At 66.5% G+C, this 14,644-nt stretch carries 12 protein-coding genes; 6 read left to right on the top strand and 6 right to left on the bottom strand.

Going from position 1 to position 14,644, the window contains the following annotated elements; genetic code table 11:
- Positions 1-8 precede the first annotated feature (8 nt).
- The 4 genes from DCG74_RS14520 to DCG74_RS14505 form a co-directional block, all read right to left on the bottom strand.
- A complete protein-coding gene (locus DCG74_RS14520) occupies positions 9-542 on the bottom strand; it encodes a DUF4142 domain-containing protein (protein WP_172787274.1) in 534 nt (177 codons plus the stop codon).
- An 86-nt stretch (positions 543-628) separates the two neighbouring features.
- Positions 629-1,321: an RNA polymerase sigma factor gene (locus tag DCG74_RS14515; protein ID WP_172787273.1), complete on the bottom strand. Its 693-nt coding sequence runs from the start codon at positions 1,319-1,321 to the stop codon at positions 629-631.
- Between the two features lie 110 nt (positions 1,322-1,431).
- Positions 1,432-2,301, bottom strand: a complete 870-nt coding sequence (locus DCG74_RS14510) for a sulfurtransferase (protein WP_172787272.1) — start codon at positions 2,299-2,301, stop codon at positions 1,432-1,434.
- A gap of 170 nt (positions 2,302-2,471) precedes the next feature.
- Positions 2,472-3,806 (bottom strand): dihydroorotase, encoded by a 1,335-nt coding sequence (locus DCG74_RS14505; RefSeq protein WP_172787271.1) that lies wholly within the window; start codon positions 3,804-3,806, stop codon positions 2,472-2,474.
- Positions 3,807-3,903: 97 nt separating this feature from the next.
- Between DCG74_RS14505 and DCG74_RS14500 the strand changes: the two genes are divergently transcribed.
- The 6 genes from DCG74_RS14500 (at position 3,904) to DCG74_RS14475 (ending at position 10,676) form a co-directional block, all read left to right on the top strand.
- Positions 3,904-4,779 carry a folate-binding protein YgfZ gene (locus DCG74_RS14500; RefSeq protein ID WP_172787270.1) on the top strand — a complete coding sequence of 292 codons (876 nt, stop codon included), beginning with the start codon at positions 3,904-3,906 and terminating at the stop codon, positions 4,777-4,779.
- The gene (locus DCG74_RS14495) at positions 4,776-5,402 is read left to right on the top strand and encodes a DNA-3-methyladenine glycosylase I (protein ID WP_172787269.1); all 627 of its coding nucleotides are present in this window, start codon (positions 4,776-4,778) and stop codon (positions 5,400-5,402) included. Before DCG74_RS14500 ends, DCG74_RS14495 begins: the two co-directional genes overlap by 4 nt.
- Entirely contained in the window at positions 5,399-6,013 is a 615-nt protein-coding gene (locus tag DCG74_RS14490; RefSeq protein ID WP_172787268.1) for a YfbR-like 5'-deoxynucleotidase, read from the top strand. The genes DCG74_RS14495 and DCG74_RS14490 overlap by 4 nt, the downstream gene beginning before the upstream one ends.
- Positions 6,014-6,158: 145 nt before the next feature.
- Positions 6,159-6,665 carry a tyrosine phosphatase family protein gene (locus DCG74_RS14485; protein WP_172787267.1) on the top strand — a complete coding sequence of 169 codons (507 nt, stop codon included), beginning with the start codon at positions 6,159-6,161 and terminating at the stop codon, positions 6,663-6,665.
- 280 nt (positions 6,666-6,945) lie between these two features.
- Positions 6,946-7,914: an NAD regulator gene (locus DCG74_RS14480; RefSeq protein ID WP_172787266.1), complete on the top strand. Its 969-nt coding sequence runs from the start codon at positions 6,946-6,948 to the stop codon at positions 7,912-7,914.
- 50 nt (positions 7,915-7,964) lie between these two features.
- Entirely contained in the window at positions 7,965-10,676 is a 2,712-nt protein-coding gene (locus DCG74_RS14475; RefSeq protein WP_172787265.1) for a DUF2339 domain-containing protein, read from the top strand.
- A gap of 4 nt (positions 10,677-10,680) precedes the next feature.
- Here the strand turns inward: DCG74_RS14475 and DCG74_RS14470 are convergent, their stop codons facing one another.
- Positions 10,681-12,369 (bottom strand): methyl-accepting chemotaxis protein, encoded by a 1,689-nt coding sequence (locus DCG74_RS14470; protein WP_172787264.1) that lies wholly within the window; start codon positions 12,367-12,369, stop codon positions 10,681-10,683.
- A 388-nt stretch (positions 12,370-12,757) separates the two neighbouring features.
- Complete coding sequence (locus DCG74_RS14465; protein ID WP_172787263.1) at positions 12,758-14,494, bottom strand: methyl-accepting chemotaxis protein; 1,737 nt, start codon at positions 14,492-14,494, stop codon at positions 12,758-12,760.
- Positions 14,495-14,644 lie beyond the last annotated feature (150 nt).

The following is a 14,644-nucleotide window of genomic DNA, read 5'->3' as shown; positions in this document are numbered from 1 at the left end:
CGAGGCTCCTATTTCAGCTCGGCCGCAACGTGCTCGGCGTGCTGCTGATGGCCCTGGAAGATCTTCAGCCCGGTCTGCAGCAGGCTCTTCAGCTCGGCATTGCTCGCAGACGGAATGAGTTGCGTCTCCAGGGCGCCATTGACTGCCTTGTGGTAGGCGACCTCGTTGGCGACGTAAGCCTTGTCGAACGCCGCGCCATCCAGCTTGTCGAGCTCGGCCAGCTTGTCGGCCGCCTGCTTCGATAGCGCCTTGCTGGTGTCGTTGTCCTCCGGCGTGACGTTCAGCTTCTTGACGAGCGCGAGGGCCTGCTTGTTGACCGCCTCGTGGTCGCGCAGCATGTCTTCGGCGAACGCCTTGACATCCTTGTTCTTGGCCTTCTTCTGCGCCTGCTTGGCAGCGTTGATGTCGATCACGCCCGCGATGTAGGCGATATGCGCGATCTGGGGATCGGTGGGCTTGTCGGCTGCGCTGGCGCCGTGCAGCAAAACGGGACTCGACAACATCATCGCTGCGGCGGCCGCCGCGCTCCATCGGATCAGCATGGCTTGGCACTCCTATGGGCCGGAAACGTTCCGGACTGTTGCTTGCACAGGTTGGATGCCAATTCCGCGCGAACGTTCCCGAAAAATTAGGCCCCGATGCCAAGCCGCCTGAGCACGGCCTCCGTCAGGCGCTCGCAACGCTCACCGGCGAACGGAAACGCATCCATCACGACCGGACCGATCTTCTTCTCGACGTTCTCGCGCAGCATCGCGCGCGCACGGTGCAACCGAGTCTTCACCGTCTCGGGCTTGATGCCGAGCAGCTCGGTGGTCCCCTCCACGCTCATCCCCTCCATCACCCGCGCGATGAAGACCATGCGGAAGGTCTCGGGCAGTTCATCGACCGCGCGTTCGACGACACGCTGGATCTCGCGTTGGGCCATGGACTTTTCCGGATCAGTTGCGGCGGACGAAAGCGGAAACTGGATGATTTGCGCTTCGAGCGTTGCCTCCGGCACCGATCCCAGCTCGACCTGCGGCTTCCGACCGCGTGCGCGTCCGAGGGCTTCGTTGATGGCAATGCGCGACAGCCACGTCGACAGCGCCGACTCGCCAAGGAATCCGTCGAGATGCGTGAAGGCGCGGACATAGGTCTCCTGCACAACGTCCTCCGCTTCGCTGTCGCTGCGCAGGATGCCGCGGGCGAGCCTGAAGAGCCGGCGGTTATTGGCTTGCATGATCTCGCGCAACGCGGCCTCGTCGCGGCGCCGCGCGCGGGCCACCAGCGCGGCCTCCGAAGTCCGGGCGCCGGCGGTCAGGCCGGCTGCGGTCCCTGGCATGGCGGGTGTCCTGTCTCCAATTGGTTCCGGACATTGGATGCAGCCGCAGAGGAAAGGTTCCCGATTTTCTTCCCCGGGATCTTACCTTCCTGGAAGGTAAGGACCGCCTCCTAGTCTGTCTCGATCGGCAGCGAGGGATCCCGCGCCCATTCGCCCATCGATCCATCGTACAGCGTCAGCTTCTCGTAGCCGAGCTGCGTCAGCAGCAAGAGGTTGATCGTCGCCGAGATGCCTCCCCCGCAATAGCAGATCACGGTCTTGTCGCGCGTGACGCCCTGGGCAACGAACTTTTCTTCCGCGTCCGCAAGATTCGTCAGCGTCTTGTCGGCATTAACGAGTGTTGGGGCGGGAACATTGACGCTGCCCGGCACGCGGCCGGGCCGACCATAGCGGCTCGGCTCGAGGCCCTGGTGAAATTGCGGCAAGAGCGCGTTGACGATGACCGTCGAGGCATCGCCGATGCGCGCCTTCACTGTGTCCTTATCGACGAAGAAGCCCGCGCGCGATGCGGCCACGAAGGTCGTGGCCGGATAACCCTTCGGTGCACCGGTCTCAATCGGCCGCCCCTCTTCCTTCCACTTGTCGAGGCCGCCGTCGAGCACGCGGGCATCGACGCCGAGCGAGCGCAGCATCCACCAGAACCGCGTCGACCACATCATGGTGCCGATGCTGTAGAGCACGATCGTCTTGCTCGCATCGAGGCCGTGGCGACCGAAGGCGGCCTCGAGCTGGGCTACGTCAGGCATCATGAAGAGCGGGCGCGCGGAGGTGTCGGAGAATTCGCCTTGCAGGTCGAGGAAATCGGCTCCGGGAATGTGGCCGGCTGCAAACGTCTTGTCGCCGGGCACCGCGCGATAGGGCACGTCGCTACCGGGCGGCACCGGCTCGTTGTAGGTGGTGCAGTCGTAAAGGCGGAGATTGGGATCGCCGAGCATGGCGGCGAGCTGCTCCGTGGTGATGAGGGGCGTGGGTTGGGGCATTGACTGCACTCCAAATTGCGCTCGCACTGCCGGGCACTCTGTCATTGCCCGCGAAGGCGGGCAATCCAGTATTCCAGAGGCGGCGGCAATTGAGCCGAGAAGCCGCGGCGTACTGGATGCCCCGCCTTCGCGGGGCATGACAGGGGAACGAGGAGCGGGACCCTGCCCGCCTACTGCTTCAGCGTCTCCAAAAACCGCACCGGCTCACCTTGCGCGGCCGTCACCAGCTCGCCCTGCCACATCACGCGGCGGCCGCGGATGAAGGTGCCGACGGGCCAGCCGGTGACGCGAACGCCGTCATAGGGCGTCCAGCCGGCCTTGGACGCCACCCATTTGTTGGTGATGGTCTCGCTGCGCTTCAAATCGACGATGGTGAAGTCGGCATCGTAGCCGGCGGCGATGCGGCCCTTGCAGGCCATGTTGTAGAGACGTGCCGGGCCGGCGCTGGTGAGGTCGACGAAGCGCGCGAGCGAGAGCCGCCCCGCGTTGACGTGATCGAGCATCAGCGGCACCAGCGTCTGCACGCCGGTCATGCCGGAGGGCGAGGCCGGATAGGTCTTCTGCTTCTCCTCCAGCGTATGCGGGGCGTGGTCGGAGCCGAGCACGTCGATGATGCCCTGCTCGATGCCGCGCCAGATGCCGGCGCGATGATCGGCGCCGCGCACCGGCGGGTTCATCTGCGCCAGCGTGCCGAGCCGCTCGTAGCATTCCGGGGCGACCAGCGTCAGATGGTGCGGTGTCGCCTCGCAGGAGGCGACGTCCTTGTGGTCGCGCAGGAACTCGATCTCCTCCTTGGTCGAGATATGCAGCACGTGGATACGCTTGCCGGTCTCGTGCGCGAGCTTGATCAGGCGCTGCGTCGCCATCAGCGCCGCGGTCTCGTCGCGCCAGACCGGATGCGAGCGCGCATCGCCCTCGATGCGCAGCGATTTGCGCTCGTTGAGGCGGTATTCGTCCTCGGCGTGGAAGGCGGCACGGCGGCGGATCACCTGGAAGATGCGGCGCAGGCTCTCGTCGTCCTCCACCAGCAGCGCGCCGGTCGAGGAGCCGATGAACACCTTGACGCCGGCGCAGCCGGGTGCGCGCTCCATCACAGGCAGGTCCTGCACGTTCTCGCGGGTGCCGCCGATGAAGAAGGCAAAATCGCAATGCATGCGGTGATGGGCGCGCTTCACCTTGTCGGTGAAGGTGGCCTCCGTCACGGTCAGCGGCGAGGTGTTCGGCATCTCGAATACGGCGGTGACGCCGCCCATCACGGCGCTGCGCGAACCGGTCTCGAGGTCTTCCTTCTGCTCCAGCCCGGGCTCGCGGAAATGCACCTGCGTGTCCATCACGCCGGGCAGGATGTGCAGGCCCTTGCAGTCGATCACCTCGGCGGCCGAGCCTTGCGACAGCGGGCCCAGCTCGGCGACGCGGCCACCCGCGATGCCGATATCGCGAACACCCTCACCGTCCTGGTTGACCACGGTGCCGCCCTTGAGGATCACATCGAAACGCTGGGTCATGGGGCCTCTCTCATCCTCAGGGCGCAGGGCTCGAGGTCTTGTCGTTTATGCGTTGCGGGCTTACGTTCCGGAGCAACATGTCGCAAGAGATTTTCGCATGAAATCAGCGTTTCTTCCCGATCGGGGCGTGATCAAGGTCGCGGGTGAGGATGCGCGCAACTTCCTCAATGGCCTCGTCACCACCGACCTGGACCGGCTGAAACCTGGCCTGGGGCGATTCGGCGCGCTGCTGACGCCGCAGGGCAAGATCATCGTGGATTTCCTGATCACGGAAGCGCCCGCGGGTCACGGCGGCGGGTTCCTGATCGACTGCCCCAAGGCGCTGGCGGACACCCTCGCCACCAAGCTGAAATTCTACAAGCTGCGCGCCAAGGTCACGGTGGACAACCTCGACCTCGGCGTGCTCGCGGCATGGGACGGCGAGCCGGCGGCCCAGCCCGACCTTGCCTTCGCCGATCCGCGGGCCGATGGGCTCGGCACCCGCATCCTGATCCCGGAAGACCTCAAGCAGAAACTGTCGGACCTCATCGGCGCCGAGCTGGTCGATGCGGCCGGCTACGAGGCGCACCGCATCGCGCTCGGCGTGCCGCGCGGCGGGCTCGATTTCATGTATGGCGATGCGTTCCCGCACGAGACCAACATGGATCGCCTCGCCGGCGTCGATTTCGACAAGGGCTGCTATGTCGGCCAGGAGGTCGTCTCGCGCATGCAGCATCGCGGCACCGCGCGCACGCGCAGCGTGAAAGTGCTGCTCGAGGACGCCTCGCCCGAGCCGGGCACGACCATTCTCGCCGGCGACAAGCCGGTCGGCACGATGGGCTCGAGCGCCGGCGGCAAGGGCATCGCGCTGGTGCGCATCGACCGTGTCGCCGATGCGCTGGATGCAGGCCAGCCGCTCATCGCCGGGGGGCTGGCTTTGACGCTCGCTGAACCCGACGTCGTCCGCATTCCAGCCAAGCAGCCCATCGCATGAGCCGCGCTGCACGTCTGCATCCCGACGGCGTGAAGCGGTGTCCGTGGCCGGGGGAAGATCCGCTTTACGTCGCCTATCACGACACTGAATGGGGCGTGCCGGAATTTGACGACCGCGCGCTGTACGAGAAGCTGATGCTGGACGGCTTCCAGGCCGGCCTGTCCTGGATCACGATCCTGCGCAAGCGCGACAATTTCCGCAAAGCCTTCGACGATTTCCAGCCGGAGAAGATCGCGCGCTACAATGCCAAGAAGGTTCACGCGCTGATGAACGATGCCGGCATCGTGCGCAACAAGGCCAAGATCGACGGCGCGATCCTGAGCGCGAAGTCGTATCTCGACATCATGGAGAAGGGCCCGGGCTTCTCGAAGCTGCTGTGGGACTTCATGGACGGACGGCCCAAGGTCAACCACTTCAAGACCACGGGAAGCGTGCCGGCCTCGACGCCGCTGTCGGTGCAGATCTCCAAGGAGCTGTCCTCGCGCGGCTTCAAATTCGTCGGCCCGACGATCGTCTACGCCTTCATGCAGGCAACCGGCATGGTCAACGACCACCTGGTCGATTGCCACTGTCATGCGACCTGCGGCAAGACACAGCGCAAGCCGCGCCTCAAGGCCAAATGACGGCGAAGAAGGCGACGCGCAACGAGGAGGTCCGCGCCTGGCAGCGCATGCTGTCGGGCCGGCGGCTCGACCTGCTCGATCCCTCCCCGCTCGACATCGAGATCGGCGACATCGCGCACGGGCTGGCGCGGGTGGCGCGCTGGAACGGGCAGACCCTCGGCGCGCACATCTTTTCGGTCGCACAGCATACGCTGCTGGTAGAGACCGTGCTGCGGCTCGAGATGCCCCGCGTCGACCAGCGAATGCGGCTCGCGGCCCTGCTCCATGATGCGCCGGAATACGTGATCGGCGACATGATCTCGCCGTTCAAGGCCGTGCTCGACGGTCATTACAAGGCGGTCGAGAAGCGGCTGCTCGGTGCCATCCACATCCGCTTCGGCTTGCCGCCGGTCTTGCCTGACGACATCACGCAGGCCATCAAGGCCGCCGATCGCGGTGCGGCTTATCTCGAGGCAACCGAGCTCGCGGGCTTCAGCGCGAGTGAAGCGCGGCGCCTGTTCGGGAAGGATCCGGGTCTCTCCGACAGCGTCCGGCGCGACTATCTGACGCCCTGGACCGCGGCGCGGGCCGAGAAGCAGTTTCTGGAGCGGTTTGGCGCCGTGTTTGCGTAGGTCCTGTAGGGTGGGCAAAGGCGCTCTTGCGCCGTGCCCACCAAACTAAGCGCGATGCGCGCAGTTGCGAAATGGTGGGCACGGCGCGATGCGCCTTTGCCCACCCTACGAGCGCTCGCTATAATCGGGCGCAAAAAGGTTCGCCATGATCCACGTCTGTTCCCTCGCCGCGCTTCCCGAAACCGTCCGCATCACCGGCGCCAGCCATGTGCTGACCGTGATGGCCAATGTCGAACAGGTGGCGCGGCCGGTGTCGGTGCTGCCGGCCAACCATCTCAAGGTGTCGATGGACGACATCACCGAGGAGATGGACGGCTTCGTCGCGCCGTCGGAGACGCATATCGAGCAGGTGCTGAACTTCGTGCGCGGCTGGGACCGCAGCGCCCCGCTGGTGGTGCATTGCTATGCCGGCATCAGCCGCTCCACCGCCAGCGCCTTCGCCGCGGTCTGTGCACTCAATCCGCATCGCGACGAGATCGAGATCGCAAAGAAGATCCGCGCGGCTTCACCGATCGCCTCGCCGAACCGGCGCATCGTCGGTCTCGCCGACCGCGCGCTGGGACGCGAGGGCCGCATGCTGCGCGCACTCGACGAGATGGGCCCCGGCGCGATGATGGTCGAAGGCCGCCCCTTCGTGATCGAGCTCGAATGAGGCGGGAGTCGAATAGCAACCACGACGGGACCGCGCCCCCTCTCCCGCTTTCGGGAGAGGGTTGGGGAGAGGGTGTCTCCGCAACGGGACAATCCCCTAGAGGACAAAGCCCTCACCCGGCGCTATGCCATAGCCGAGGCTTTGCCTCGGCGTCTCTAGTTACGGCCGCCGAGGGCGGCCTACGCCTCTCCCGCAAGCGGGAGAGGTTGCAGCTTGCCCGCGGAGCGACCGGCTCAACCAACGAAGACATTCTTCTCGCAACACCTGCGATCTCAGCCGCATGAGCGAGACGCTGCTGACACCGATCGAGATCGGCCTGACCGCCGCGATCGTCGCGATCGAGGACCATGAGCCGCTGATCCTGACCGCGCGCGGTGCTGACGGGCTGGCCGGCCTGCCGTTCGGCCCGTTCGACGCGGTGAGCCATCGCACGTTCGAGATCGGCCTGCGCGCCTGGGTCGAGCGACAGGCGGGGCTGCGGCTCGGCTATGTCGAGCAGCTCTACACGTTCGGCGACCGCGGCCGTCATGCCGAGGCCGGCGACACCGGCGCCCATATGGTGTCGATCGGCTATCTCGCGCTGACGCGCCCCGTCGATGGCGAGCTCGCGGCAAACGCGGCGAGCTTCGCGCCCTGGTATCGTTACTTCCCCTGGGAAGACTGGCGCGAGCAGCCGCCGGCGATCATCGCCCGCGACATCATCCCCGCCCTGACCAAATGGGCCGAGGAGGAAACGCCGGAGACGACGCGCGCGCTGCCGCGGAAGGATCGGGTGCGATTCTATTTCGGTCTCGACGGCGCGCCCTGGGACGAGGAGCGCGTGCTCGACCGCTACGAGCTGCTCTACGAGGCCGGGCTGATCGAGGAGGCGCGCCGCGACGGCCGTCCTGCGGCATTAGCGCGCAAGACGCTTCCCCCGCTCGGGACCTCGATGCGGTTCGACCACCGCCGGATTCTCGCCACGGCAATCGCGCGGCTGCGCGCAAAGCTGAAGTATCGTCCTGTCGTGTTTGAACTTTTGCCGGCTGAGTTCACACTTACTGAACTGCAGCATACGGTGGAGGCGATCTCCGGCCGGCACCTGCACAAGCAGAACTTCCGCCGCCTGGTCGAAATGGAAGCCCTGGTCGAACCGACCGGGGTGATGTCGACACAGACGGGCGGACGGCCGGCGGCGCTCTACCGCTTCCGCCGCGAGGTGCTCCAGGAGCGGCCCGCGCCGGGCTTGCGCGTGCGCTCCCGGCGCTAGATCCTGATATTTTGGTACCGGCCCCTGCCCGCCGGTTGCCTGGAGGCTTCATGTTCGACGGCCCGTTTGACGCCTTTGCGCTGATCATTGCGATCATCGCCTTCCTCATTGCGATCAAGGCATCCAGCCAGGCGACCGAGTTGCGCCGCCGGCTCAACTCGCTCGAAGAGATGCTTTATGCGCAGCGGCCGGTGCAGCCGCCGCCGCTGATGCCGGCGCAGGCGCAGGCCGAAGCAACCGCGACGACTGCAGCCGCCGAGCCGCCGCCGCTGGCGCCGGAAGCTGAAACGACGCCGCCGCCGCTCGTCACAGAAGAGATTTCGCCGCCACCGCTCGAGCCGAGCACTGGCGCCGATGCGCCCCCTCCGGTCCCGGAGGCAGCACCCGGATTCGAAGAACGACTCGGCACCCGCTGGGTGGTGTGGATCGGCGGGCTTGCGCTCGCGCTCGGCGGCTTCTTCATGGTGCGTTATTCGATCGAGGCCGGCCTGCTCGGCCCGGGTGTGCGCGTGTTCCTCGGCGGCCTGTTCGCCGCTGCACTGCTGGGCGCCGGCGAATGGACGCGGCGCAAGGAGAGCATCTCGAGCATCGCGGCGCTGCCGATCGCCAACATCCCCGCGATCCTCACCGCGGCCGGAACCGCGGTGGCTTTCGCGACCATCTACGCGGCTTACGCGCTCTACGGCTTCCTCGTGCCTGCGACGGCCTTCGTGCTGCTCGGCATCGTTGCGATGAGCACGCTGGCCGCAGCGCTCCTGCACGGCCCCGCGCTCGCGGGGCTCGGCGTCGTCGGCGCCTTCGTGACGCCGATCCTCGTCTCCTCGGGCAAGCCGGATTATTGGGCGCTCTACATCTATCTTGCGGTCGTGACGGCCGCGAGTTTCGGTCTCGCCCGCATCAGGCTGTGGCGCTGGCTTGCGGTCACGACCATTGCCTTCGCGGTGCTCTGGATCTTCCCGGGTCTCGATACCGAACAGGTGCAGGTCGCGCCGCACGCCTTCCACGCCATCGTCGGCTTCGTGCTCGCCGCACTGCTCGTCGTCTGCGGCTTCATGTTCGGACCCACCTTCGAGGACGGCGAGATCGAGCCGGTCTCTTCGGGCGCGCTCGGCGCCTACCTGTTCGGGGCGATGCTGGTCGTACTGTCGAGCGCGCATGCGGATCTCGCGCTGATCGCATTCACGCTCCTGGTCGGCGGCACGCTGTTCGTCGCCTGGCGTGCACCGGCGGCGACCGGCGCGCTGGGCGCAGCCGCGGCGGCCGTGTTCATCGTGTTCGCCGAATGGGCGGTGCGCGCCAATCCTGACATGCTGGTGCTGCCGGGCGGCCCGATGCCCGGCGTCGGCCCTGTGGCGACCGACAGTTCAGTGACGCTGCACCTGGTGACGGCCGCGATCTTCGCCGCCGGCTTCGGCGTCGCGGGCTTTTTCGCGCAGGGCCGCTCGAATTCGGCGATCATTCCCGTGGTGTGGTCGGCGGCGGGCGTCGCGACGCCGATCGCCATCCTGGTCGCGCTCTATGCGCGCATCGCCCATCTCGACCGCTCGATCCCGTTCGCGATCCTCGCCGTGCTGCTCGCCGCGGCCTTTGGCGCGGCGACCGAGGCGCTGATGCGCCGCGAAGAACGCCCGGGCGTTGCCACCTCGGTCGCGCTGTTCGCGACCGGCACGCTCGGCGCGCTGGCACTGGCGCTGACCTTCGCCCTGGAGAAGGGCTGGCTCACCATCGCGCTCGCGCTGATGTCGCTCGGCACCGCCTGGATCTCGTTGCAGCGGCCGATTCCGGTGCTGCGCCGGTTGGCTGCCATCTTCGCCGCGATCGTCACCGCGCGCATCGCCTATGATCCGCGTATCGTCGGCGATGCCGTCGGCACGACGCCGATCTTCAACTGGCTGTTGTGGGGCTATGGCCTGCCGGCCGCCTCGTTCTGGGGCGCGAGCATCTTCCTGCGCCGTCGCGCCGACGACGCGCCGCTGCGCGTGGTCGAGACCGCCGCGATCCTGTTCACCGCGCTGCTCGCCTTCACGGAGATCCGGCATTTTGCGACCGGTGGCGACATGATCTCGCCGCCCTCGCTGCTCGAATTCGCGCTGCAGGTCTGCATCACGCTCGCCATGGCAATCGGGCTGGAGCGCCTGCGGCTGCGCAGCCACAGCATCGTGCACGATGTCGGCGCGGTCGTGCTGACGGCAATCGCCGGCCTCATCAGCGTGTTCGGCCTCCTGATCCTGGAGAACCCGCTACTGTTCTCCAGCGTCAATGTCGGCGGCCTCGTGTTCAATCTGCTGCTGCTCGGCTATGCGCTGCCGGCCGTGCTGATGCTGCTGCTCTCCTACGCGGTGGCGGGACACCGCCGTGTCGCATATGCAAACACGATTGCGGGTGGCGCCCTGGTGTTCGCGCTCACCTACGTGACGCTCGAGATCCGCCGCTTCTATCACGGCCCGGTCCTGCTCTACGGCGGCACCACGAGTGCCGAGCAATACACCTATTCGATCGGCTGGCTCGCCTTCGGCGTGGTGCTGCTCGGGGTCGGCATCCTGGTCAACTCCGAGCGTGCGCGCCTGGCGTCCGCCGCCGTGATCGCCCTGACGATCCTGAAGGCCTTCGTGATCGACATGTCGACGCTGACCGGCGTCTATCGCGCGCTCTCGTTCATGTGCCTCGGCGTCGTGCTGGTCGCGATCGGCTGGCTCTACCAGCGCATCCTGTTCCGGCGGCAGATCGCACCGCCGCCGGCTGCGCCGCAGACCGGCAGCTGAAGCGTCAGGCCGCGCGGACCGATTCGAGGAACTGCGCGACCTCGACCTTCAGACGGGTGCTGTCGGTCGCCAGCGACTTCGCCGCCGACAGCACTTCGCTCGAGGCCGAGCCGGTCTCGATCGCACCGCGCTGCACGTTGGTGATGTTGGACGACACTTCCTGCGTGCCGAGCGAGGCCTGCTGAACGTTGCGCGAGATCTCCTGCGTGGCCGCGCCCTGCTCCTCGACGGCGGCGGCGATCGCGGCGGACACCTCAGACAGCCGCTCGATGGTGCCGCCGATCTCCTGGATGGCGCTGACGGATTCTTGCGTCGCCGCCTGGATGCCCGAAACCTGTGCCCCGATTTCGCCGGTCGCTTTCGCCGTCTGCTCGGCCAATGCCTTGACCTCGGAGGCGACGACGGCAAAGCCGCGGCCGGCTTCGCCTGCGCGCGCCGCCTCGATGGTCGCGTTCAGCGCGAGCAGGTTGGTTTGGCCCGCGATGGTGTTGATGAGCTCGACGACGTCGCCGATGCGGGCGGCGGCCTGCGACAGCGCGTTGACGCGCTCGTTGGTCCGCGCCGCCTGCTCGACCGCCTCCGCCGCCATCCGCGCCGAATCCTGCACGCGGCGGCTGATCTCGGTGATGGAGGACGACAGCTCCTCGGAGGCTGAGGCCACCGCCTGGACGTTGGTGGAAGCTTCCTCGGACGCTGCCGCAACGACGGTTGCGAACTCCTGGCCGCGCTGCGCGGTGCCGCTCAGCGTCGCCGCGGAGGCCTCGAGCTCGGTCGAGGCCGACGACACGGTCTCGACGACCTCGCCGATCATGACCTCGAAATTGCGGGTGATGGCGTCGACGCGGCGGCCGCGCTCGATCTTGGCCTCGGCGTCGCGCGCCGCCGCCTCGTCGGCGGCCTTCTTGGCGATCAACGCCTCCTTGAAGATCTGGAGCGCATCCGCCATCGAGCCGATCTCGGTCTTCTCGCCGCGATGCGGCACTTCGGCGGAAAGGTCGCCCTCGCCGAGCGACTGCATCGGGCGAATGATCGAGGCGATGCCGCGCGAGACGTCGCGCACGAGATAGTAGGCGGCGCCGATCGCGATCACGACGGCAGCGACGATGATGCCGACCAGCACGCGGAACACGGTGGCGTAGCTGTCGGCCGCCTGCTTGGTCTCCAGCTCGGCGCCCCTGTTGTTGAGCTCGATGCCCTTCTGCAGCAGGGGATCGGCGGCCTGCGCCATCTTCGCGACCTTGGTCTGCAGCAGCTCGTTGGCATCGGTCGGGAAGCGGCCGACGCTCTTGCGCGACAGCGCCATCACGTCCTGCACGCCATTCAGATACTCCGCCCAGGCCTTGGTCCATTGCTCGTACAGCGAGCGCTCCTCGGCGACCGTGATCAGCGGCTCGTAAACCTTGCGCGTCTTCTCGATGCGCTCACGCAAGCCTGCCAGCCGCTTCTCCGCGGCCTCCTTGCCTTCGGCAGTGTCCTGCATCAGGTGCAGACGCAGTGCGACGCGAAGCTCGTTGATGTCGGCACGCATCGAGCCGAGCGCACGCACGCTCGGCAGCCAGCTCTCCGCAATCTCGACGGTGTGGGCGTTGATGTTCTGCATCGTGCCGATCGCCATCACGCCGACGCCGGCAAGCGAGAGCACCAGGACCGACAGTACGGTCAGCAGCTTGAAGACGATCGACAACTTCGACATCACAACAATCCCGATGATTACCCGGCAACGCGCACATCACCTGCGCCGCAGCGTCACGACGGACGACCGGGCGGAGGTCAGTTCAACAATGCTGGCTGGTTCTTTTTCCCGAAGGATTGCGCCCATACTCGCAAACAGGCGTTAACAGGAGCCTACGTAAGAATACGGCTCGCGCGCAGCGATCGTGTTGTCTCTGCAACTCTTTCTTGCAGCTGCATCGGCTTCTCGCGTTGCGATGCGGGCGCAACTCGGTGCAGCGCAGCATTCGCGCCGGCTGCCGTCACGCCGCCCGCACCGATTCCAAAAAGCGCGCGACCTCGCTCTGCAACCACCGCGCCTCCACGCGTGGCGGTTGCAGATCAATCCTGCCTAAATGCCGACGCCGCCTTCAGGCCGCGCGCACGGTGCCGAGGAATTTGCCGACCTCGAGCTTGAGCCGGCTGCTGTCGCTGGACAGCGATTGCGCCGCTGCCAACACCTGCGTGGATGCCGACCCGGTCTCGCTCGCGCCGCGCTGCACGTCGGTGATGTTGGAGGACACCTGGTGGGTGCCCGTGGCCGCCTGCTGCACGTTGCGGGAAATCTCCTGCGTTGCCGCGCCCTGCTCTTCCACCGCGGCTGCGATGGTCGAGGAGATCTCCGACAGCCTCTCGATCGTGTGGCTGATGTCCTTGATCGCGCCGACCGAATGCTCGGTCGCGGTCTGGATGCTGGCGATCTGCTGGCCGATCTCGCCGGTCGCCTTCGCGGTCTGCTCGGCAAGCGCCTTGACCTCGGAGGCGACGACGGCAAAGCCGCGGCCCGCCTCGCCGGCCCGCGCCGCTTCGATGGTTGCATTGAGCGCCAGAAGATTGGTCTGGCCGGCGATGGTGTTGATCAGCTCGACCACGTCGCCGATCCGCGCCGCCGCCGCGGAAAGCTCGCCGACACGATCGGTCGTGGTGCGGGCCTGGTTCACCGCATCGCCGGCGACGCGGGCGGATTCCTGCACCTGCCGGCTGATCTCGGTGATCGACGATGACAGCTCCTCGGTCGCCGACGCCACCGACTGCACGTTGGTGGATGCTTCCTCGGAAGCGGCAGCAACCATGGTGGTGACCTCCTGCCCGCGCGCCGCGGTCGCGGTCAGCGTCGAGGCGGAAGCTTCCAGCTCGGTCGCGGCCGAGGACACGGTGTCGACGATTTCACCGATCGCGGCTTCGAAGCTGTCGGCCAGCTTGTGCATCTCGGCCTTGCGCTGCGCGGCCGCAAGCTGGTCCTGCCTGATCTTGGCTTCAGCTTCCTCGCGCGCCTTCTGCTCAGACACGATCTTGAACTTTTCGACGGCCGCCGCGACGCCGCCGACCTCATCCTTGCGGCCGAGACCAGGCAGAACCACGGAGAAATCGCCACCGGCGAGCTTGTCCATGGCAACCGTGAGCGCGCGAATCGGCCGCGCGATGGTCAGGAACGACATCAACCAGGAGCAGACGAGGACGAGCATGGCGAGCGCGCCGACCACCATCCCGACCTGCTCGCTCGATCTCATTTCTGCGGTGGCGGCGGCGTTGTTCATTTCGGATTTGTGCTTCGCATAGTCGGCGATCTGCTCGATCAGCACGTCGAGTTGAGCTGCGATGGGCAGGGTAACCTCTCGCGCGATGCGAATGGCTTCTTCATTGAGCTTCGCGGCGCGCGAAGCGCCATCAGCGCCGCTCGCGGCGAGGGCTTCAGCGCGCACCGCGGCGATCTGCTGTGCAGCCTTGGTGTAGTCTGCGGCGAGCGATCTCAGCTTCTCCATGCGCGCCCGATTTTCGGCCGAGTGAGAAAGCTTCAGCATCTCATTGACCAGCGAGCCCATCGCTTTCTGCTGATCCTCCAATCTCTGGGTGGCCTTCTGAAGGTCGGCCGCGCTATTGGCGAGACGAAGATCTCGCACCGCGAGTTGCATGCCGCGAACGGCAACCTCGGCCCGGACGGCGTCGCGCACGATCTCCTGCTGTTCAAGTGCGCTGTGGCTGGTCTCGCGAATGCTCGCATTGCCACGCATCTGGCTCACGATCATGGCGCCCACCAGGAGCACACCGAGCGCCGACGCAATCGCCAGCTTGGTCCCGATCCTCAGATTCTGAACAAGGCTCAGCATGGGCATGTTTCCCCCGAAGGAACGCGCAGCCGAGGCGTTGTCGGCTTCCCCCTGCCATTGACTGCGCTGCTGCCCAAAAAGTGAGCTTTTCACATTCCGATTTGGTTAACGCGATCCCTCGCAGAAATACTGACTTTGCACGCTAAATGA

This window comes from Bradyrhizobium sp. WBAH42, assembly GCF_024585265.1.
In the GTDB taxonomy this organism is placed as follows: domain Bacteria; phylum Pseudomonadota; class Alphaproteobacteria; order Rhizobiales; family Xanthobacteraceae; genus Bradyrhizobium.
Note: the sequence above shows the minus strand (reverse complement) of the source record. Positions and strands in the feature narration are given on the sequence as shown.

Coding starts and splice junctions, on each gene's coding strand:
- DCG74_RS14470 (WP_172787264.1), bottom strand. CDS start 12,369: ATGTCGAAGTTGTCGATCGTCTTCAAGCTGCTGACCGTACTGTCGGTC.
- DCG74_RS14510 (WP_172787272.1), bottom strand. CDS start 2,301: ATGCCCCAACCCACGCCCCTCATCACCACGGAGCAGCTCGCCGCCATG.
- DCG74_RS14480 (WP_172787266.1), top strand. CDS start 6,946: ATGAGCGAGACGCTGCTGACACCGATCGAGATCGGCCTGACCGCCGCG.
- DCG74_RS14500 (WP_172787270.1), top strand. CDS start 3,904: ATGAAATCAGCGTTTCTTCCCGATCGGGGCGTGATCAAGGTCGCGGGT.
- DCG74_RS14515 (WP_172787273.1), bottom strand. CDS start 1,321: ATGCCAGGGACCGCAGCCGGCCTGACCGCCGGCGCCCGGACTTCGGAG.
- DCG74_RS14490 (WP_172787268.1), top strand. CDS start 5,399: ATGACGGCGAAGAAGGCGACGCGCAACGAGGAGGTCCGCGCCTGGCAG.
- DCG74_RS14495 (WP_172787269.1), top strand. CDS start 4,776: ATGAGCCGCGCTGCACGTCTGCATCCCGACGGCGTGAAGCGGTGTCCG.
- DCG74_RS14505 (WP_172787271.1), bottom strand. CDS start 3,806: ATGACCCAGCGTTTCGATGTGATCCTCAAGGGCGGCACCGTGGTCAAC.
- DCG74_RS14475 (WP_172787265.1), top strand. CDS start 7,965: ATGTTCGACGGCCCGTTTGACGCCTTTGCGCTGATCATTGCGATCATC.
- DCG74_RS14485 (WP_172787267.1), top strand. CDS start 6,159: ATGATCCACGTCTGTTCCCTCGCCGCGCTTCCCGAAACCGTCCGCATC.
- DCG74_RS14465 (WP_172787263.1), bottom strand. CDS start 14,494: ATGCTGAGCCTTGTTCAGAATCTGAGGATCGGGACCAAGCTGGCGATT.
- DCG74_RS14520 (WP_172787274.1), bottom strand. CDS start 542: ATGCTGATCCGATGGAGCGCGGCGGCCGCCGCAGCGATGATGTTGTCG.